The sequence below is a fragment of the Streptosporangium sp. NPDC002544 genome, from assembly GCF_040295965.1.
Lineage (GTDB): Bacteria > Actinomycetota > Actinomycetes > Streptosporangiales > Streptosporangiaceae > Streptosporangium.
In genome coordinates this window covers 136873-155309 of sequence record NZ_JBEOWJ010000027.1, presented here as the reverse complement: position 1 = coordinate 155309, position 18437 = coordinate 136873, and the positions used below count along the sequence as shown (strand labels likewise).

General features: G+C 70.0%; 20 protein-coding genes. 9 read left to right on the top strand and 11 right to left on the bottom strand.

The window, feature by feature from the left end; all coding sequences use genetic code 11:
* Window positions 1-231: 231 nt before the first annotated feature.
* The gene (locus ABT061_RS33895; protein ID WP_350925723.1) at window positions 232-852 is read right to left on the bottom strand and encodes a TetR/AcrR family transcriptional regulator; all 621 of its coding nucleotides are present in this window, start codon (window positions 850-852) and stop codon (window positions 232-234) included.
* A 451-nt stretch (window positions 853-1303) separates the two neighbouring features.
* Here ABT061_RS33895 and iscB point away from each other — a divergent pair, with 451 nt between their 5' ends.
* Genes iscB through ABT061_RS33880 form a run of 3 tightly spaced genes read left to right on the top strand, consistent with a single transcriptional unit; the run spans window position 1304 to window position 4076 of the window.
* A complete protein-coding gene (gene iscB / locus ABT061_RS33890; protein ID WP_350925721.1) occupies window positions 1304-2659 on the top strand; it encodes an RNA-guided endonuclease IscB in 1356 nt (451 codons plus the stop codon).
* Complete coding sequence (locus ABT061_RS33885; protein ID WP_350925719.1) at window positions 2659-3858, top strand: cytochrome P450; 1200 nt, start codon at window positions 2659-2661, stop codon at window positions 3856-3858. Before iscB ends, ABT061_RS33885 begins: the two co-directional genes overlap by 1 nt.
* A complete protein-coding gene (locus ABT061_RS33880) occupies window positions 3852-4076 on the top strand; it encodes a ferredoxin (protein ID WP_451935333.1) in 225 nt (74 codons plus the stop codon). The genes ABT061_RS33885 and ABT061_RS33880 overlap by 7 nt, the downstream gene beginning before the upstream one ends.
* Window positions 4077-4146: 70 nt before the next feature.
* Here ABT061_RS33880 and ABT061_RS33875 read toward each other — a convergent pair whose 3' ends face one another.
* The 3 genes from ABT061_RS33875 to ABT061_RS33865 all read right to left on the bottom strand — a co-directional run bounded on the left by ABT061_RS33875 (window position 4147) and on the right by ABT061_RS33865 (window position 6950).
* Window positions 4147-4734 carry a DsbA family protein gene (locus ABT061_RS33875; protein WP_350925717.1) on the bottom strand — a complete coding sequence of 196 codons (588 nt, stop codon included), beginning with the start codon at window positions 4732-4734 and terminating at the stop codon, window positions 4147-4149.
* Window positions 4735-4869: 135 nt separating this feature from the next.
* Window positions 4870-5718, bottom strand: a complete 849-nt coding sequence (locus ABT061_RS33870) for an SDR family NAD(P)-dependent oxidoreductase (protein WP_350925715.1) — start codon at window positions 5716-5718, stop codon at window positions 4870-4872.
* Window positions 5715-6950 carry an acyl-CoA dehydrogenase family protein gene (locus ABT061_RS33865; RefSeq protein WP_350925713.1) on the bottom strand — a complete coding sequence of 412 codons (1236 nt, stop codon included), beginning with the start codon at window positions 6948-6950 and terminating at the stop codon, window positions 5715-5717. The genes ABT061_RS33870 and ABT061_RS33865 overlap by 4 nt, the downstream gene beginning before the upstream one ends.
* 154 nt (window positions 6951-7104) lie before the next feature.
* On the opposite strand from ABT061_RS33865, the gene ABT061_RS33860 reads away from it, so the two are divergent.
* Window positions 7105-7815, top strand: coding sequence for a TetR/AcrR family transcriptional regulator (locus ABT061_RS33860; protein ID WP_350925711.1), 711 nt, complete (start codon window positions 7105-7107; stop codon window positions 7813-7815).
* 3 nt (window positions 7816-7818) lie between these two features.
* Here ABT061_RS33860 and ABT061_RS33855 read toward each other — a convergent pair whose 3' ends face one another.
* The 5 genes from ABT061_RS33855 to ABT061_RS33835 form a co-directional block, all read right to left on the bottom strand.
* Entirely contained in the window at window positions 7819-8427 is a 609-nt protein-coding gene (locus ABT061_RS33855; protein ID WP_350925709.1) for a GTP-binding protein, read from the bottom strand.
* Entirely contained in the window at window positions 8408-8734 is a 327-nt protein-coding gene (locus ABT061_RS33850; protein WP_350925707.1) for a DUF742 domain-containing protein, read from the bottom strand. Before ABT061_RS33850 ends, ABT061_RS33855 begins: the two co-directional genes overlap by 20 nt.
* Window positions 8735-8754: 20 nt before the next feature.
* Window positions 8755-9180 carry a roadblock/LC7 domain-containing protein gene (locus ABT061_RS33845; protein ID WP_350925705.1) on the bottom strand — a complete coding sequence of 142 codons (426 nt, stop codon included), beginning with the start codon at window positions 9178-9180 and terminating at the stop codon, window positions 8755-8757.
* Entirely contained in the window at window positions 9161-11512 is a 2352-nt protein-coding gene (locus ABT061_RS33840) for a sensor histidine kinase (protein ID WP_350925703.1), read from the bottom strand. The genes ABT061_RS33845 and ABT061_RS33840 overlap by 20 nt, the downstream gene beginning before the upstream one ends.
* 429 nt (window positions 11513-11941) lie before the next feature.
* Window positions 11942-12754, bottom strand: coding sequence for a class I SAM-dependent methyltransferase (locus ABT061_RS33835; protein ID WP_350925701.1), 813 nt, complete (start codon window positions 12752-12754; stop codon window positions 11942-11944).
* 268 nt (window positions 12755-13022) lie between these two features.
* Here ABT061_RS33835 and ABT061_RS33830 point away from each other — a divergent pair, with 268 nt between their 5' ends.
* Window positions 13023-14756, top strand: a complete 1734-nt coding sequence (locus ABT061_RS33830; RefSeq protein WP_350925699.1) for a pyruvate dehydrogenase — start codon at window positions 13023-13025, stop codon at window positions 14754-14756.
* 103 nt (window positions 14757-14859) lie between these two features.
* Here the strand turns inward: ABT061_RS33830 and ABT061_RS33825 are convergent, their stop codons facing one another.
* A complete protein-coding gene (locus ABT061_RS33825) occupies window positions 14860-15363 on the bottom strand; it encodes a MarR family winged helix-turn-helix transcriptional regulator (protein ID WP_350925697.1) in 504 nt (167 codons plus the stop codon).
* A 72-nt stretch (window positions 15364-15435) separates the two neighbouring features.
* On the opposite strand from ABT061_RS33825, the gene ABT061_RS33820 reads away from it, so the two are divergent.
* The 3 genes from ABT061_RS33820 to ABT061_RS33810 are packed head-to-tail and all read left to right on the top strand — an operon-like array spanning window position 15436 to window position 17318.
* Window positions 15436-16665: a flavin-dependent oxidoreductase gene (locus ABT061_RS33820; protein WP_350925695.1), complete on the top strand. Its 1230-nt coding sequence runs from the start codon at window positions 15436-15438 to the stop codon at window positions 16663-16665.
* Entirely contained in the window at window positions 16662-17111 is a 450-nt protein-coding gene (locus ABT061_RS33815; RefSeq protein ID WP_350925693.1) for a DUF3237 domain-containing protein, read from the top strand. Before ABT061_RS33820 ends, ABT061_RS33815 begins: the two co-directional genes overlap by 4 nt.
* 9 nt (window positions 17112-17120) lie before the next feature.
* Entirely contained in the window at window positions 17121-17318 is a 198-nt protein-coding gene (locus tag ABT061_RS33810) for a hypothetical protein (RefSeq protein WP_350925691.1), read from the top strand.
* 267 nt (window positions 17319-17585) lie between these two features.
* On the opposite strand, the gene ABT061_RS33805 is transcribed toward ABT061_RS33810, so the two are convergent.
* Window positions 17586-18065: a hypothetical protein gene (locus tag ABT061_RS33805; protein WP_350925689.1), complete on the bottom strand. Its 480-nt coding sequence runs from the start codon at window positions 18063-18065 to the stop codon at window positions 17586-17588.
* Window positions 18066-18090: 25 nt separating this feature from the next.
* Here ABT061_RS33805 and ABT061_RS33800 point away from each other — a divergent pair, with 25 nt between their 5' ends.
* The gene (locus ABT061_RS33800; RefSeq protein WP_350925687.1) at window positions 18091-18420 is read left to right on the top strand and encodes a hypothetical protein; all 330 of its coding nucleotides are present in this window, start codon (window positions 18091-18093) and stop codon (window positions 18418-18420) included.
* The last annotated feature ends 17 nt before the right edge of the window (window positions 18421-18437 follow it).

Genomic DNA, 18437 nt, shown 5'->3' with positions numbered 1-18437 from the left:
GCGGTGCTCTTCGGCCGGGTCGTGAACGTGCAGGCCAGTCCTGGAAACCCACTGCTGTACGGCATGGGGGCCTTCTCAGCCGGGAGATCGCGACCAGTGCCGGCCTCCTGACCCGACCGATGGGCAACGACCCCGAAGGGAGTTCGGTCTCGTCGTCTTCATGTTCCTGCTCGGCTGTGAACTGCGGACCGACAGGATCGAGCGCCCGCGTATTCATCCCGGCGGGCAGGTTCAGGGCGGCGTGAAGGTGGCGCGCAGGCCGGCGAGGGTGAACTCGGTGGCCTGGCGTCCGGCTTCCAGCATCTCCTCGGGGGAGGCGCCGTGCCGCATGCTGACGAAGGCGGCGAGCTTGGCCCCGCCGATCACCGCGCCCACGGCCGCCGACGCCTCGGCCAGGTTCAGCTCGTCGGAACAGGCCCGGTGCAGGGCCTCGGCGAGCTCCTGCTGGCTGTCGAAGAGGAGCAGCAGGCCGCGTGCCCTGAGCGAGGGGACGGTCATGATGAGGTGGTTGATGGGCGCTATCTCACGGGTGAGCTGGTCGTCGACGGCGAGCGCGGCGAACCCCGAGGTGATGGCGCGACTCAGCAGGTCGACCGCCCGGTCTCCGGGACCGCGCTCGGCGATCACCCGCAGGGCGCGGTCGATGCCGTCTCGCGAGTTCTGGAAGACCACGTCCTCCTTGCTCGCGAAGTAGCTGAAGAAGGTGCGGGTCGAGACGTCGGCCGCCGTGGCGATCTCCGAGACGGTCGTCTGCTCGTAGCCCTTCTCGACGAAGAGCTCGATCGCCGCGGCGATGAGAGCGTGCCGGGTGCGTAGCTTCTTGCGCTCACGCAGTCCCAGAACCTCACTCATGCGGACATCTTACTGCACAGCACCATACTCTGCACCTATTGTAACTTTGCATTTGATGTAGTTTTCTGGATGGAGACCAGCTGCATCTCTGCATAGGAGCAACGGGTCAACGACCCCCTCCTGAGGGAGGGGGCTTGAGGCGCGGCGATGCGCTTCGAAGCCCCGCGTTGACCAGCCCTGGCCGTCATGAACTGGAGGTGTGATCCAGATGGCTACGTTGAACACAAGACCGCAGACCGACCTTGGGGTGCTTCCTCAGCTCCAAGCTCTCGAATCCGTGGGAGCAGACACGCCCGAGGGTGGGCACGAAACGGCTCACGGACACCGCCTGGCGGCGGTACCTGGTGTTCACCATGGGCGAGGGGAGATCGGTCCGGCCGCACCGCCGCACCGGCGTCACCCCGAGGGCGCTTCGGCGCCCGAGGGAGCGAACCGTGAGGTTCACCCGGCCGTGTTCGTTCTCGACCGCCACGGCCACCCGCTCGACCCGTGTCATCCCGCCCGTGCCCGCCGCCTGCTGGCGGCCGGGCGGGCGGTGGTTCACCGCCACACCCCGTTCGTCATCCGTCTCAAGGACCGGTCGGCTGCCGACTCCACCGTGGCAGGCGTACAGGTCGGTATCGACCCCGGCTCCAAGCACACCGGCCTGGCCGTGTTCACCGACCACGGCGGAAGCCGGACAGGGAGGTATGCGATCCAGCTCGACCACCGAGGAGCAGCGATCCGCGACAAGCTCAGCGCGCGGGCCGCGCTACGTCGGGGCCGCAGGTCACGCAACCTGCGTCACCGCGCCCCCCGGTTCCTCAACCGGACCAAACCCCAGGGGTGGCTTGCGCCGTCGCTGCGCCACCGCGTCGACACCACCGTGTCGTGGGTGGTGCGGCTCGCCCGGTGGGCGCCGGTGCGGGCCGTGCACGTCGAGCGGGTGGCGTTCGACACCCATGCCCTCAGCGCGGGCAAGCCGCTGCAAGGGGTGGAATACCAGCAGGGCACCCTCGCCGGGTACGAGGTCCGCGAATACCTGCTCACCAAGTGGGGGCGGGCGTGCGCGTACTGCGGTGCGACCGGTGTGCCGCTCAACCTCGACCACATCCACCCGCACAGCCAGGGCGGCTCCGGCCGCATCTCTAACCTGACCTTGGCGTGCATCGGCTGCAACCAGGCCAAGAACGCGACGCCGGTGGAGGAATTCCTCCGGGCCAAGCCCGCACTGCTCGCGAAGATCCTCAAGCAGGCCAAAGCGCCACTGCGCGACGCCGCCGCCGTCAACGCGACCCGGTGGGCGCTGTGGCGGGCGCTGGAAGCCACCGGCCTGCCCGTGTCCACAGCCTCCGGTGGCCGAACGAAATGGAACCGTTCCCGTACCGGCGCCGCCAAGTCGCACACGTTGGACGCGCTGCACGTCGGCCACCTGGAGACCGTCACCACCTGGCCCTCGGCGGTCCTGGTGGTCAAGGCGACCGGGCGCGGCACCTACGCCCGTACCCGCACCGACCGCTACGGCTTTCCCAGGCTGCGGCTACCCCGGACCAAGCGGGTCAAGGGGTTCGCCACCGGCGATCTGGTCCGCGCCGTCGTAGCGAGCGGCAAGAAGGCCGGGGTCCACCTCGGCCGCGTCGCGGTCCGCAGCACCGGCAGTTTCAACATCACCACCCGGCACGGCACCGTACAGGGCATCGGCCACCGCCACGTCCACCTGCTCCAACGAGCCGACGGCTACGGCTACACCACCCACCCAGAAACACGGCACCATGCCGCGTTTCCTCCCCCGCCCGAAGGCGGGGGTCTCCACACTGGAGGTATCTGATGACAGAGTCCCACGCGGAGGCGATCACCTTTCCCTTCGGACGCCCCGACCCCTTCACCCCACCCGAGCGTCTTGCCTCGCTGCGCGAGGAGCGGCCCGTCACACCGATGACCTATCCCGACGGCCGGGTCGGCTGGCTCGTGACCTCCTACCCCGCGGTGCGGTCGATCCTGGCCGATCCCCGGTTCAGCTCCCGGCGCGAGCTGCTGAACGTCCCGGTGCCCTTCCCGCTGATGCAGGAGATGCGCCGCCCGGCCGACCCCGGCATGTTCATCCGGATGGACCCGCCCGACCACACCCGCTACCGGAGGCTGCTCACCGCGCAGTTCACCGTGCGGCGGATGAAGCAGCTGGAGCCCAGGATCCACGAGATCACCGAGGAGCGGCTGGACGCGATGGAGAAGGCCGGACCTCCCCAGGACCTGGTCAGGGAGTTCGCGCTGCCCATCCCCTCGCTGGTGATCTGCGAGCTGCTCGGTGTCCCGTACTCCGATCGCGCGGAGTTCCAGCAGGCCACCGCGGTGCTGCTGAACCTGGAGTCCGCCGTCGAGGACATCCGCGCGGCGGTCGCCCGCGTCGCCGCGTTCTTCGCCCGGCTCATCGAGCTCAAGCGGGCCGAGCCGGCCGACGACCTGCTCAGCGGGCTCGTCACCGGCGGTGAGCTGACCGACGAGGAACTGGGCAACATCGGGTTCCTGCTGCTCGCCGCCGGGCACGAGACCACCGCCAACATGCTCGGGCTCGGCACGTTCGCCCTGCTGCAGCACCCCGACCAGCTCGCCGCGCTGCGCGCCGATCCCTCGCTGATCGACAACACGGTCGAGGAGTTGCTGCGCTATCTCAGCATCATCCACATCGGCCCGATCCGCGCCGCCCTGGAGGACGTCGAGGTGGACGGGGAGCTCATCAGGGCGGGTGAGGTGGTGACCCTCTCGATCCAGGCCGCCAACCGCGATCCCGCGCGCTTCACCGACCCCGACCGTCTGGACATCACCCACCCCGCGAGTGGGCATCTGACATTCGGGCACGGGTTGCACCAGTGTCTCGGCCAGCAGCTCGCCCGCGTGGAGATGCGCACCGCGTTTCCCATGCTGTTCGATCGGTTCCCCGATCTACGACTCGCCGTACCGGCGCAGGAGGTCCGCATGCGCGACACCATGTCCATCTACGGCGTACGGGAGCTGCCGGTCAGATGGTAGAGAACGCACTGAAGGTGACCACGGACACGTCGCGGTGCATCGGAGCGGGCATGTGCGTGCTCACCGCGCCGGAGGTGTTCGACCAGAGCGAGGACGACGGCACCGTCGTGCTCCTCGACGAGTCACCGCCGCCCGAGCTGCACGCCGACGTCCGCCGGGCCGAGCGGCTCTGCCCCTCGGGCGCCATCTCGGTGCAGGAGGATCCCGGCACCGCCTGACGTACCGGAGACGCCGGGATTCCGGCACTTCCCGATGTACGGCGGGGGCCGAGGCTCCGGCCCCCGCCGGTCACCGGCGCGAGCGGGCGACGGCCAGCACGGCGGTGAGGATGGCCTGCGCGTTGGCGGGTACCGGGGCGTTCTGGACGAGGACCGTCGGCGTGGCGCTCACTCCGCGCTCGATGGCCGTCTCCGTCACGTGGGCGGCCCAGTCGAGATAGACGCCCTCGCGCACGCATCCGCCGAACCCCGGATCGGTGATCCCCGCGAGACGGCCGACCTCGACCAGCTCGTCGTCGGTGAGCCCCGGGCCTCCCTCCGGGGGCTGGTCGGTGAAGAGTGCATGGACGTACTCGACGAACCTCCCCCGGTCCGAGGCGCAACCAGAGGAGGCGGACGCGCGGGAGGAGTAGTGGTCGGTGGAGAGCTCGTCCAGGAAGCCCATGGGATGGTAGACGAGGCTGACCGCCCCGTCCGCCACCAGCCTTACCAGCGCCGGTCCCGCCGCCTCCTCGAACGCCCTGCAGAACGGGCAGAGGAAGTCGATGTAGACGTCCACGATGACCGGACCCGAGCCCACGGCGATACCGTCTCCCGCCGTGGAGGCGTCGGCGGGCACCCTGGTCGGCCGTGTGGGCCGATGCGGTCGAGCTGTCATGTGTTCCTCCCCGCGACGCGGAAGAGGGTCGCGGCCCCCGCGGGTCCAACCCCTTTCGTGCTCTACCCCGTGGCGGGCCGCCGGAGCCTATGAACCACCAAAATTCGGACAAACCACACCTCGTGCCGCACCCGCTCAGACTCGCGGCCCCGGAGCGCGGCGGAAGGAGAAGGGCTGGCTCTCACGGCCGGGGATCACGAACCAGCACTCGCCGGTGCCCTCGCTGTCGAGCAGCTGGACGAACGTCTCGACGACCGCCGAGACCTCCAGGATCGGGAAGCCGAGTTGCTGGAGCATCTCCCTGCCCTCGCCGAGGATCGCGGTGTCGGCGAAGGAGGGGCAGAGCCCCTGCACCCTGATCCCCCGCGGCTGGAGATCCTGGCCGAGCGAGCGGACCAGCCCGACGACGGCGTGCTTGTTGGCGGCGTAGATGGGATCCGAGGGGATGCCGACGATGCCCGCCATGCTGGCGGTCGCCACGATCGTGCCGCCGCCCGCCGCCAGCAGCGCCGGGATCGCGGCGTGCGCCCCGAAGACGACACCGTCGAGGTTGACCCCCATCGCCAGGCGGTAGCGCCGGACGTCGAAGTCCTCGCCCAGCCCGCAGCCCGAGGTGATGCCCGCGTTGAGGAAGGCGAGGTCGAGCCTGCCGTACCGCTCGACCGCGGTCGCCACCGCCGCCTCGTTGTCCTCCAGCCGGGACACGTCGCAGTGGACATAGGTCGCGTCCAGCTCGTCGGCGAGCTTCTCGCCCGCGGCGTCGTCGACGTCGGCGAGGACGAGGCGGGCCCCGCCCTCGGCCAGCCGCCGGGCCACGCCCGCGCCGATGCCGTTGCCGCCGCCGGTGACCAGGGCGACCCTGCCCTCCAGCCGGTCACTGCGGACCACGTTGAACGCCTCGGCCGGGCTCTCGGTCCCCAGCCCGCTGAGCAGCCCGCCGCCGGCGGCGAACCAGCCGCCGGTACCCGTCTTCTCCGTGGTCAAAGTGGCAGCCCTCCGGTCGCGGCGTTGGTCGAACCCGTGCTCTGGTACGCCGCGATCGTACGCTCGGCGATGCGCATCTGGTGGATCTCGTCGGCACCGTCCGCGAAGCGGGCCCAGCGGGCGTGCTGGAGCATGTTGGCCAGCGGGGTGTCGGTCGAGTAGCCGAGCGCGCCGTGCACCTGGATCGCCCGGTCGACGATCCGGTTGAGGCTGTTGGCCACGAAGTGCTTCGCCATCGAGACCTCGGTGCGGAAGTCCTCACCCTTGTCGATCTTCGAGGCGGCGTGCAGGACCATCAGCTTGCACTGGTAGAGCTCCATCGCCGAGTCGGCGATCAGCCACTGGATGCCCTGCTTCTCGGCCAGCAGCGATCCGTGGCTGTAGCGGTTGAGCGCGCGGTCGACCATCATGTCCAGCGCCGTCTCGGCCTGGGAGATCCAGCGCATGCAGTGCGCCAGCCGCGCCGGGCCCAGGCGGTACTGGCCGAGCCGGTGGCCGTTGCCGCGCCCGCCGAGGATCTGGCCGTCGTGCACCCGCAGGTCGGTGATGACGATCTCGCTGTGGCCGGTGGAGCCGTGCATCGTCTCGACCTCGCGGACGTCGTTCCACCCCTGCTGCGGGAGGTCGATGAGGAAGGCCGTGTTGCCGCCGCGCGAGCCCTCGGGCACGTCGAGCTCGGTCTTGGCGATGAGGATGGCGAAGCTCGAACGGCGGGCGTTGGAGATGAACCACTTGTGGCCGTTGATGACCCACTCGTCGCCGTCCCTGACGGCGTGGGTGCGGATGAGCGTGGGGTCGGAACCGGCCACCTCCGGCTCGGTCATCGCGAAGCATGACATCTTGTGGCCCTTGAGCAGTGGTTTGAGGTACTTCTCCTTCTGCTCGTCGGTCGCCCAGTGCAGCAGCGTGTGCATGTTGCCCTCGTCGGGCGCCGCGCAGTTGAGGATCCAGGGCCCGAGCCGGGTCTTGGCGGCCTCGGACTGCACCATGGCGAGTTCGACGTGGCCGAGGCCCATACCGCCCCACTCCTTGGGCATGTGCGGCAGCCACAGCCCCTCGGCCCGCGCCTTCTCGCGCAGCTCGAAGATGACCCGGATGTACTCGTCGCGGCTGGTCGCCTTCTCCTCGTCGTCGAAGCCGCTGACGGCCGGGATGATGGTCTCCTGGACGAAGGCCCGTACCCGGCGACGGATCTCCTCGTGCTCGGGGGCGAGGGTGAAATCAATGGCCATGGGGTCCTCCCCTTACCTTCTGACCGGCAGGTCGGAAGGGAACGCCTTCTATCCTTGCCGTGTGTCGCTGCTTTGAGGCGACTGCTTGATGATTTCAGACAGATGCATTATTACCTTAACGATCGACAGATCCACCGGCAAGGCAGGAGCGCGCATGCCCCCTAACCCGGAAGCGACCGGCAGGCGCCTGGTGGCGGCGGCCGAGCGGCTGTTCGCCGAGCGGGGAATCGACGGCGTGTCACTCCGCGAGATCAACAGTGCCGCCGGGCAACGCAACTCGACGGCGCTCCAGTACCACTTCGGGGATCGGGCGGGACTGCTGAACGCGGTGCTCGCCAAGCACCATCCCGAGATCGAGGCCCGTCGCCACCAGCTGCTCGACGAGTACGAGTCCAGGGGGGGCCTTCCGGAGGCCGAGGCCCGCCGCGCCCTCGCCGCCGCGCTGGTGCGGCCGATGGCCGCCAAGCTGGCCGACCCCGACGGCGGCCGGTCATATCTACGGATCATGGAGCAGCTCGTCCAGCGCGGCGACCTCCCCGCCCTGCGGAGCATGCAGGCCGATCCTCAGCAGAGCATCAACCGGTGGCGCGAGCTGGTGGCCCCGCTGCTCTCCGAGGTCGCGCTGCGCCGGCTGCACCAGCGTTTCATGGCCATCCGGGTGACCTACGTGGAGCTCGCCCGCCGCGCCGCGGGCCCCGAGGGCAAGGACGACCGGCTCTTCACCAGCCACCTGATCGACGTCGTGTCGGCCGTGCTGGCCACCGAGGTCTCCGCAGAGACCGCTCGCCTGCTGGGAGAACGCGACAGGCTGCGGGGCACGGAGCGCCGTGCACCGGACCCCGGCGGCCTCGAAGGCGAACGGTGACCGTCAGGCGCCCGCGTGAGCCGCCTGAAAGGCGCCTCCCGCCGAGTAGGTGACCAGCGTGGTCAGCACCTCCTTGACCGACTCGCGCCTGCGCACGTCACAGAGGATGATCGGGGCCACCCCGTCCAGCCCCAGCGCCCTCCGTATCTTGATCGGGTCGTGCCGCCGCGCGCCGTCGAAGCAGTTGACCGCCACCACGAACGGGAGCCCGCGCTGCTCGAAGTAGTCCACGGCGGGGAAGCAGTCCTGCAGACGACGGGTGTCGGCGAGCACGACCGCGCCGAGCGCGCCGACGGAGAGCTCGTCCCACATGAACCAGAACCTGTCCTGGCCCGGAGTGCCGAACAGGTAGAGCCAGAGCCCGTCACGGATGGTGATCCGGCCGAAGTCCAGCGCCACGGTCGTGGTGATCTTCGACTCGACGCCCGCGACGTTGTCCACGCCGACACCGCGCTCGCTCAGCAGTTCCTCGGTGTGCAGGGGCCTGATCTCGCTGATCGTACCGACCATGGTCGTCTTGCCGACCCCGAAACCGCCGGCGACAAGGATCTTGATGGCCATCGCCGGGCTGTCGACCGGGCTCATGCCCGGCTCAGAGGCCGCGTATTCCATGCAGCACTTCCCTGTAGATGCGTTCGTCGATCGTCTTCCCCATCGGCCGGGGCTTGTCGATGGTGACCAGGCCCTCGCGGCGCAGTTCGCTGAGGAGTACGCGGGTGATGTTGAGCGGCAGCTTGAGGTGCGCCGCCACGTCCGCCACGGGGGTGGGCCGGCGGCACGCCGACAGCACGTCGAGATGCTCGGGCATCAACCCGACCGGCTCGAGGGGTATGTCGACGGTCGTGACGATGGCCACCAGGTCGAAGCTCTCCCCGATCGGGCGCGCCCGACCGCCGGTCACCCCGAAGAGCCTGACCAAGGGCCCGGGATCCTCTCCCGTCACGATCTCGCACCGTTCCAGGCGGGCGCCGGGGCAGCTCCCCTCGGCTGTGAGGACAGGTGCTCGCCGACGCGCTTGACCAACAGCGCCATCTCGTAGGTCACCATGCCGAGTTCGGCATCGCCCGCGGCCAGCACGGCCAACCGGGCTCCCTGCCCCGCCGCGGTGACGAACAGGAAGCCCCCCTCCATCTCGATGATGGTCTGCCGCACACCGCCGAGGCCGAAGTGCCGCCCGGTGCCCAGCGCGAGGCTGTGACTCCCGGCGGAGATGGCGGACAGGTGCTCGGCGTCCTCCCGGGTCAGCTCCCGGGAGCCGCCCATCGCCAGGCCGTCGGCGGACAGCACGATCGCGTGCCGGATACCGGGGACCCGCTGGGTCAGGTCGTCGAGCAGCCAGCTCAGTTCAGATCTGGGGTCGGACATCGGAGTGGCCATCCTTTCGCTTCCACACGTCCTGGTCCTGCTCGGTCTGGCTGCGACCCTGCTGCCAGCCTCGTTGCATGGACGACATGAGGTTTGAGAGCTCCTCGGGAGTACGCGCGGGAACGTCGCGCCGCTCAGGTGAGCGCGTCTGGCGGAGCTGGGGGGCCAGGCTGGCCTGCCGCACCCGCACCGGCAACCCGTCCAGGTCCTCGTCGATGTCCGGTACGGACACCGCCCGCCGCACGGGCATCGAGGGGGCCGGGGTCTCCTGCCGCTGCTGTGGCGCGGGGAACCATCCCGGCGAGGGCTCGGGAGTGCGCGCCACCGGCAGGTCCTGCGAACTGTAGAACGCCCCGGGCAGCACCTCAGGGGCCGCGGCCAGCGCCCGCACCGGCCCGCCCGGATGGGCGCCCACCCGGCGTACCCGGGGGACGTCCTCGGCGGTCAGTGCCTCGCAGGTGGCGAGGAGACTCTGCGGCAGCAGCACGATCGCGGTGGTGCCGTCGTACGGCGAGGGCCGCAGCACGACCTTGATCCCGTGCCGGGCCGCGAGCCTGGCGACGACGAACAGGCCGAGCCTGTCGCTGTCGGCCAGGTCGAACTCCGGCGGGTCGGCGAGCTTGGCGTTGAGCTCGTCGAGGGTGGCCTGGTTCAGCCCCAGACCCCGGTCCTCGACCTCCAGCGCGAAGCCGTTGGCAGCCACCATGCTCCGTACGTGGACCACCGTGTTCGGCGGCGAGAAGACCGTGGCGTTCTCCACCAGCTCGGCGATCAGGTGGATCACGTCGGTGACCGCGGCGCCCACCAGCAGCGGCGCCTGCGGCATGGGCAGGACCGTGACGCGGGTGTAGTCCTCGACCTCGAGCACGGCGCTGCGCACCACGTCGAAGATCGGTACCGGGTCGCGCCATCTGCGGGCGGGGGCCGCCTCGGACAGGATGATCAGGTTCTCCGCGTGCCGCCGCATGCGGGTGGTCAGGTGGTCGAGCTTGAAGAGATCCTCCAGGGTCTCCGGCTCCTCGACGCGGCGCTCCATCGTGTCCAGGAGCGTGAGCTGGCGGTGGAGCAGCGCCTGGTTGCGCCAGGCGAGGTTCAGGAAGACCTGGCTGACGCCCTTGCGGAGGGTGGCCTGGCCGACCGCGGCCTCCACCGCGGTGCGCTGCACCGCGGAGAACGCGTGCACGACCCGGTCGACCTCGGCGGTGTTGGCGCGATCCAATTCGGGAGCCTCGGTCGCCGGGTCCACGTCCTCGCCCCTGCGCAGCCGCTCGACCAGTCGCGGCAGCCGCTCTTCCGCCAGTTCCACGGCCGAGGCCTGGAGTCGCTTCAGCTCATCGACCAGGGAGCGGCCGAACCGGTAGGAGAACACGATCGAGACGATGATCGCGAGCAGGCCCAGGCCCAGGACCAGCCCGATGCGCAGGAACGCCGAACTCCTGAGCTCGTCGCCCTTGATCGTGGCGCGGGCCAGTTCCTCCTGGGTGTGCTGGTTGACCGTGCTCAGCACCGTCCCGGAGTCCCGCTTCCACTCGGCGGCGTCCAGCGGCGGCTTCCCCTTGAGATCCCACGCGAAGATCTTGTTCTCGGCGGCCAGCAGCCGCTGGTGGACGGCGTCCCCGGCGACCTGCCGGTGGCGCGCCTGCAGTTCGGGACTCATGTCCAGCTCCGCGTTGGCCAGGAAGTGCCTCCGGCTGGTCACCGCCGCGACGAAGGCCGCCTGCTCGGCGTGCGTCATCGTGCCGCGCTTCAGCACCGGGGCGAGTACGGCCTGCTCCCTGCCCAGGTACTCGGCGGTGGCACTGTAGGCGGTCATGCCGCGGATGATGCGGAAGGACGACACGTCGGCGAGCACCGTCGAGTCGCCGAACTGCTTGTTGGCGGCGCTGATGAAGGCGTTGTAGGCGTCGGTCACCTGGATCGCGCTCATCGAGCCGTTGTCGGCGGAGGCGCGCACCAGAACGAGCCCGTCCATGGCCGACTTCAGGATCCGCATGTCGGTCGGAGCGTTCTCCGGCTCGTAGCCCTCGGCGGACGAGATCGCCTGGCGTACCCGATCCACCATGCGGTTGGTGGCTCGCCGCTGTTCGGAGAGCGACTTGTTCTGTGCGGTGGCCCCGGCCGCGTCGGCGGAGAGCTGGCGCTCGCGCTGGATCTCGACGATCATCTCCTGGATCGGCGCCCCGGTCACCTGCCAGCGGGTCTGCGTCTGGGAGATGCCGGCGATCTGTGAGACCGCCGTGTAGGCGATGACCATCCAGAGGGCGATCAGCGAGAGCACAGGAATGACGAGGATCTTAAGAATCTTCGAGCGGATCGGAGGGGCGGAACTCATTCGTCTTGTCCAATCCGCGGTTCCTGCGCGTGGCCGACAGCCGCCGGGCTCGGAGAGCCCCACGGTCGCACGCCGCGACTGGTGCGTGTGTGATTCGAAACACTATGCCCATGGGACATATGTAGCTTCAAGCCGCAGAGCGAAGATTGAATCTCAATGTTCGCGACAGGTCACGAGACTGCTCACCGGCGAGGACCAGGGCTCCAGACGATCATGCAGCTCAGCATGGGTGCGGGCGCGCGAAACCGCCGTCTCCGCCACCACGGATCGAGAGCATTCCGTTACCGCCCGCCGACGCCCGAGCACCCGGTGGCAGGGCATCGCCCCTGACGCCCGGTCACCGAGCGTGACGTCGGTGAACACCCGAAAATCAGACGGCCGGATCCCGCGAACCGTCTCGGGGCGCGCCTTTCGGGCCGGCTCCCGCCCTCAGCCGTCGCAGGCCCTGCGGGCGAGGATCGAGTGGATCTCGAAGGAGGGCGCGCTGAACCCCGGGGCCGACATGACCTCGCGGACCTCCCGGAGTCGCCGTGCGGTCATCCCCGCCTCCACCAGGCGCTCCTCCAGGTGGTGACTGTTGCTGATCAGGAGACCGAGCCCGGCGGAGCCGCGCTCCCACACCTCGGTCCAGCGCACCGGGTCGACATCGACCAGGCCCGCCCCGGCCATCTCCCGCGCGGCGGAACCACCCCAGGTCGGATCGCTGCCCGCGGCGCCCAGCACCCGGGTCATCGCGGCGATGTAGGCCCCGTACAGCTCTCCCTCCCGCCCGCAGAGGGTGGGCGGCGCCACCCAGCGGGTGATGTCGATCTCGTCGATCTGCAGCCAGCCGCCGGGCCGCAGCGCGGCGCGCAGGCGCCGCAGCACCTGGCGGCGCTGGGGCAGGTGGCTGAGCACGAGCCGGGCGTGGATCAGGTCGAACGCGTCCACCGGCAGCGGGTCGGCGACGACGTCGTGGCGGACGACGGTCAGCCCCGGCCTGGACGGGATCAGACCGGGTTTGATGTCGGTCGCCAGCACACGCCCGTCGGGCGCCACCCGCTCGGCCAGCCAGAGCGCCACGCTGCCCCCGCCGGCCCCGACCTCCAGGCAGTTCCAGCCGGCTCCGACGCCGGTCAGGGCGAGGCGCTCGAAGGTCAGCGGATCAAGGAGCTGGGCGAGGTAGCGGTGCTGGTCGGACGAGTGATCCCCGTCGTTGTCGAACACGTAGTCAGACGCGGTCGCGGAGTTCTGCCCGGTCATGTGAAACCTTCCGAAAGTGGGTGACCTTCGTCGCATGGTAAGCGGCACGCCACGGAAAGTGACAGGCTTTCGGCGGGACGTACCCCCTTTCCCTAAAGAACGTATCCCCCACGCCACATCATGTCCGAACACGAGCCTTTTGCTCGGTAAGCAAACAGCGGTCCCGCCGCCGAGCGACACACCGTGCGGCCGGTCGAACGCCTCCCCGGGGAATGACGCGGCGAAATGCGGTGAGGTACACCGATGACGCCATACACGAGGGGGCACCATGGCGACCGTCGCCGAGCAGTTCATCGAGGTTCTCCGCCAGGCCGGGGTGGAAAGGATCTACGGGGTGGTGGGCGACAGCCTGAACCCGGTGGTCGACGCGGTCAGGAAGTCCGGCCACATCGAGTGGGTCCACGTACGCAACGAGGAGGCGGGGGCGTTCGCCGCCGCGGCCGAGGCACAGGTCACCGGGCGCCTGGCGGCCTGCGCGGGCAGCTGCGGCCCCGGCAACACCCACCTGATCCAGGGGCTCTACGACGCCCACCGCAGCGGCGCCCCCGTGCTCGCGCTGGCCTCGCACATCCCCTCCACTCAGATCGGCACCGGCTTCTTCCAGGAGACCCATCCGGGGCGTCTCTTCGTGGAGTGCAGCCACTTCTGCGACATGGTCGGCACGCCCGAGCAGATGCCCCGGGTGCTGCGCATCGCGGTACAGCAGGCGATCGGCCTCGGCGGCGTCTCGGTGGTGGTGCTCCCCGGTGACGTGGCGAGCATGTCCACCGCCCGCGCCACCGGTGAGCACGACTTCCTGACCCGGACCGGCACGGTCGTGCCGCCCGCCGACCAGGTGGCCGAGCTGGCCGAGGCGCTGAACCGCGCCGAGAAGGTGATGCTGTTCTGCGGCGCCGGGACGCGCCACGCCCGCGAGGAGGTCATGGGGCTGGCCGGGCGCACCCTGGCACCGGTCGGGCACGCGCTGCGCGGCAAGGAATGGATCCAGTACGACAACCCCTACGACGTGGGGATGAGCGGGCTGCTCGGCTACGGCGCCTGCTACGACGCGATGCGCGAGGCGGACCTGGTGGTACTGGCGGGGACCGACTTCCCCTACGACGACTTCCTGCCGGGGGCGCGCACGGTCCAGATCGACCACGACCCGGCACGGCTGGGCCGCAGGACCCCGCTGGAGCTGGCCGTACACGGCGATGTCGGCGCGACGATCCGCGCGGTGCTGCCGCACGTCACGCAGAAGACGGACCGCCGCCAGCTCGACAGGATGCTGGCCAGGCATCTGAAGGCGCTGGAGAACGTGGTGGAGGCGTACACGCACGACATCGAGCATCACCGTCCGATCCACCCCGAGTACGTCGCGAACCTGATGGACGAGCTCGCCGACGACGACGCGGTGTTCACGGTGGACACCGGGATGTGCAACGTCTGGGCCGCCCGCTATCTCAGTCCCAACGGCCGCCGCCGCATCATCGGCTCGTTCGTGCACGGGAGCATGGCCAACGCGCTCCCGCACGCCATCGGCGCCCAGTTCACCGACCGCCGGCGGCAGGTCGTCTCGCTGTCGGGGGACGGCGGGCTCGGCATGCTCCTCGGGGAGCTGCTCACGGTCCGGCTGCACGACCTGCCGGTGAAGACGGTGGTGTTCAACAACTCCTCGCTCGGCATGGTGAAGCTGGAGATGATGGTGGACGGGTTGCCCGACTTCGGCACCGACCACGCTCCCGTCGACTACGCGGCGATCGCCGCCGCGGCCGGCATCGAATCGTTGCGGGTGGAGGACCCCGCGGACGTACGGGAGGCCCTGGCCCGCGCCTTCGCGACCCCCGGGCCCTTCCTACTGGACGTGGTCACCGACCCCGACGTGCTGGCCATGCCACCGCGCATCACCCCCGAGCAGGTGAAGGGGTTCGCCCTGGCCGCGGGCAAGATCGTGCTCACCGGCGGGGTCGGGCGCATGGTCGACATGGCGAAGGCGAATCTGCGGAGCATCCCGCGCCCCTGAGCCGGGCGGCGCCCGCCCTGTGGACCGAGCGGCCGCCGGCACCCGGGCCGGCCCGTGTCGACCCCGTGTCTACCCCGTGTCGACCCTGCTCAGCCGGCTCTGATCAGGGAGCGTCCCCCGGCCGGGCGGCGAGGACCCGGCCGAGAAGGTCCGTGAGGTTCTCGCGCTCATCGGCCCGCAGACAGGAGAACCACTCCTGTTCCCTGCTCGTCTGCTCGGCGAAGATCTCACGGACCGCCGCCTCGCCCGCCGGGGTGAGGCCGACCACCACGGCCCGCCTGTCCTCGGGGAGCGGGCGGCGCTCGACCAGGCCGTCCCGCTCAAGGGTGTTGACCGCGTTGGTCACCGCGGAGCGGGACGTGGCGGAGATCTCCGCGAGCCTGGCGGGCTGGGTGGGACCGAGCAGCCAGAGTTTGAACATCAGGCGGAAGCCGGGAAGGGTCCCGCCTCGCGGGCGGTGGATGCGCGTCTCCAGGTCCGTGACGAGCAGGTAGGCCAGCTGGAGCAGGTTGTAGGCCAGCGCGAAGGCCTCGGCGTCGGCCGGGGGCGGCATGGCCGCCAGGCGCTCACGCGCGTAGGCGGCGTACCGGAGGTCTGCTCTGTCCATCGGCCAAGTCTTGCGCAACGAGAGATCCGCCGTGAATATTGTTACGGCCATAACAATCTACGGGAGGCATCTGTGCGGGTGGTCATCGCCGGAGGCGGCATCGGCGGGCTGGCGACAGCGCTCAGCCTGCACGCCGCCGGCTTCGAGGACGTGGTCGTGTGCGAGGCCGCCGGGGAGATCCGCCCGCTGGGCGTGGGCATCAACCTGCTGCCGCACGCCGTGCGCGAGCTCACCGAGCTCGGCCTCGCGGAGCGGCTGGCCGAGATCGGGGTGGCCACCGGGGAGCTGGCCTACTTCAACCGGTACGGCACGCCGATCTGGTCGGAGCCCAGAGGCCTGGGCGCGGGATACGGCTGGCCGCAGTACTCGATCCACCGCGGACGCCTGCAGATGCTCCTGCTGGAGGCCGTGATCGAGCGCCTCGGCGCGCAGGCCGTGCGGACCGGCAGCCGCGTCGTCTCCACCGGCCCGCGCCCCGGGTCCGGCGCGGGCGGCCTGCGGATCGGGACGGGCGACCTGCGGATCGAGGCGGACGACCTGCTGGTCGGCGCGGACGGCATCCACTCGGCGGTCCGGGCGCACCTGTTCCCCGGCGAGGGACCACCGCCCTGGAACGGGCTGGTCCTGTGGCGCGGCACGACCTACGGCGAGCCGTTCCTGACCGGGCGATCCATGATCATGGCCGGGGACGGCACGCGGAAGTTCGTGGCCTATCCGATCGAGACGGGCGAGCGGACACTGATCAACTGGATCGCCGAACGCCCGCTGGACGGCGAGGCCCCGGCCCGGGGCGACTGGAACCGCCCGGCGGATCCTCAGCGGATCGTCGAGCACTTCGCGGACTGGCGGTTCGACTGGCTGGATGTGCCCGGGATCATCTCCGGCGCCGAGGCGGCGTACGAGTACCCGATGGTCGACCGCGACCCGCTGCCGTACTGGACGTCGGGCAACGTGACCCTGCTGGGCGACGCCGCCCACGCCATGTACCCGATCGGCTCCAACGGCGCCTCCCAGGCGATCATCGATGCCCGGGTGCTCGCCCACTCCCTCGCGCACGGCGACCTCGCCGCCTACGAGGCGGCTCGCCGCCCGGTGACCACCGCGCTGCAGCTGTCCAACCGGCAGATGGGCCCCGAGGTGGTGATGAGGCTCGCCCACGAGCGTGCCCCGGACGGCTTCGACGACATCGAGCGGGTCGTCCCCCTCGCCGAGCGGACCGAGATCGCCGCGTCGTACAAGCGCACGGCGGGCTTCGACCCGGTGTCGCTGAACGAGCGCCCGTCCTGGAGCGTGACGCGGTGAACCTCGAACCGCTCGCCGTGTTTCACGTGGAACTCGACCCGATCCTCGACCTCGGCGACTCCCAGTGGGGCAGACGCCGGGTGATCAACATCGTGGGCGGGTCGTTCGAGGGGCCGCGCCTCTCCGGGACCGTGCTGCCCGGCGGCGCCGACTGGCAGGTCCTGCACGCCGACGGCATGGCCAGCATCGACACCCGCTACACGCTGCGCACCCACGACGGCGCGCACCTGTTCATCTCCACCAGCGGGGTGCGGCACGGCCCTCCCCCCGTCCTGGAGCGCCTGTCTCGGGGCGAGCCCGTCGCCCCTGGCGAGTACTACTTCCGGCTGTTCTGCCGCTTCGAGACCGGCGACGAACGTTACCTGTGGCTCAACCGCACCCTGGCCGTGGCCTCGGCGTCCCGCACCGCCGATGCCGTCCGCTACGACGCCTACACCCTGACCTGAGAAGCCCCCATGGCGAAACTCGACCGCGCGGCGCTCCCCCTCGTCGCCGAGCACGCCCCCCGTTCCCATGCGCGACGGCACGATCCTGCGCGGCGACGTCCACCGCGGTTCCGACTTCCCGCGGAATCGGTGCTGGACGAGTTCGTCGTCCAGCACCAGACCGTCTTCCCCGACTCCTTCATCACCTTGCCGATCGTTCCCCGCTGAGGCCCGTCACGAAGGCGCCGGGAAACGGGGGCGCGGAAAAACGGGGCGGCACTCGGGCGGGCGGCATGGACGCCTTTTCACTCGTTCTTGCCCTGTTCGGTGGGGTGGGGGTCGGCGTGGCACCGCGTGGCGGCGAATCCCGGCTGTAAGCATCGTCAATGTCGCGCTGAGTGGTTCCATATAGCGGCAGAGGCCACATTCCGACCAGCGGATCGCTCGTGGATCGCGCGTGGAAGGGAGTGAGGTCTCCGTGTCCACCCCCGAACCTCAAACAAACCCGATGGTTCCGCGCAACCGATACAGGGGACGTCGGTCAATGAAGGGGACGGCCGTACTGTCCTTGGCCGGTTCCCTCTCCGTGGCCCTCGCCGTCACCGTTTCCACACCCGCGGCCGCGTCCGCGCCCAACGTCCCACCACCCGCCCCGACCTCGCCCACCGCCTCGACCACCGCCTCGACCGGCACCTCGACCGGCGCTGAGCCCTCTTCGATCACCACCTCGTCCACCACCTCGTCCGCGCTCGTCGAGCCGCCGCCCGACCCGACCTCACCCATCGCCTCGGTCAGCACCGAGCCCCTCACCACCACCGGTTCCGGCGACTCCCGCCCTTCGCTCGCGGAACAGGCACGCAGGAAGTGCAGGCCGAGGTCCTTCTTCAGGTTCCGTTCCTTCCGGCCAAAGAATTTCTTCATTCCCCGTACCCGGTTCATCGACGGTCCCGGCGGCACAATGGCGGCGTCGGTCACCCGGCAACACCGCGTGTACGCCGAGATGGAACTAGAAAGAGAAAAGATCAGCGAGATCGAAACGGGTAAGCTGATCCGCCAGCTGCGAAACTTTGTGAGCCCGCTGCTCGCGGACGAGTACATCGTCGAGACCGGGCACGAGTACACCCGGGAAATCAGCGACGGCATGTACGGAAACCTGTGGTACCGCGTCTTCGGATACCGGGTGAGTTTCACGGCGTGGCGCCGGGTCTACAACTGCCGCGTACGCAAGGTCACCGCCGGCATAGCCAACATCCCTGCGCGGGTGGAGGGCTGGAGATACTGGGAGACCAGGCGCCCGATGTTCGGGGGACGCAAGCCGGGCGACCGCTGAGCATCCCCCGCCGAGGG

Coding starts and splice junctions, on each gene's coding strand:
- ABT061_RS33895 (WP_350925723.1), bottom strand. CDS start 852: ATGAGTGAGGTTCTGGGACTGCGTGAGCGCAAGAAGCTACGCACCCGG.
- ABT061_RS33885 (WP_350925719.1), top strand. CDS start 2,659: ATGACAGAGTCCCACGCGGAGGCGATCACCTTTCCCTTCGGACGCCCC.
- ABT061_RS33880 (WP_451935333.1), top strand. CDS start 3,852: ATGGTAGAGAACGCACTGAAGGTGACCACGGACACGTCGCGGTGCATC.
- ABT061_RS33875 (WP_350925717.1), bottom strand. CDS start 4,734: ATGACAGCTCGACCGCATCGGCCCACACGGCCGACCAGGGTGCCCGCC.
- ABT061_RS33865 (WP_350925713.1), bottom strand. CDS start 6,950: ATGGCCATTGATTTCACCCTCGCCCCCGAGCACGAGGAGATCCGTCGC.
- ABT061_RS33860 (WP_350925711.1), top strand. CDS start 7,105: ATGCCCCCTAACCCGGAAGCGACCGGCAGGCGCCTGGTGGCGGCGGCC.
- ABT061_RS33855 (WP_350925709.1), bottom strand. CDS start 8,427: ATGGAATACGCGGCCTCTGAGCCGGGCATGAGCCCGGTCGACAGCCCG.
- ABT061_RS33845 (WP_350925705.1), bottom strand. CDS start 9,180: ATGTCCGACCCCAGATCTGAACTGAGCTGGCTGCTCGACGACCTGACC.
- ABT061_RS33840 (WP_350925703.1), bottom strand. CDS start 11,512: ATGAGTTCCGCCCCTCCGATCCGCTCGAAGATTCTTAAGATCCTCGTC.
- ABT061_RS33835 (WP_350925701.1), bottom strand. CDS start 12,754: ATGACCGGGCAGAACTCCGCGACCGCGTCTGACTACGTGTTCGACAAC.
- ABT061_RS33830 (WP_350925699.1), top strand. CDS start 13,023: ATGGCGACCGTCGCCGAGCAGTTCATCGAGGTTCTCCGCCAGGCCGGG.
- ABT061_RS33825 (WP_350925697.1), bottom strand. CDS start 15,363: ATGGACAGAGCAGACCTCCGGTACGCCGCCTACGCGCGTGAGCGCCTG.
- ABT061_RS33810 (WP_350925691.1), top strand. CDS start 17,121: ATGGCGAAACTCGACCGCGCGGCGCTCCCCCTCGTCGCCGAGCACGCC.
- ABT061_RS33800 (WP_350925687.1), top strand. CDS start 18,091: ATGGAACTAGAAAGAGAAAAGATCAGCGAGATCGAAACGGGTAAGCTG.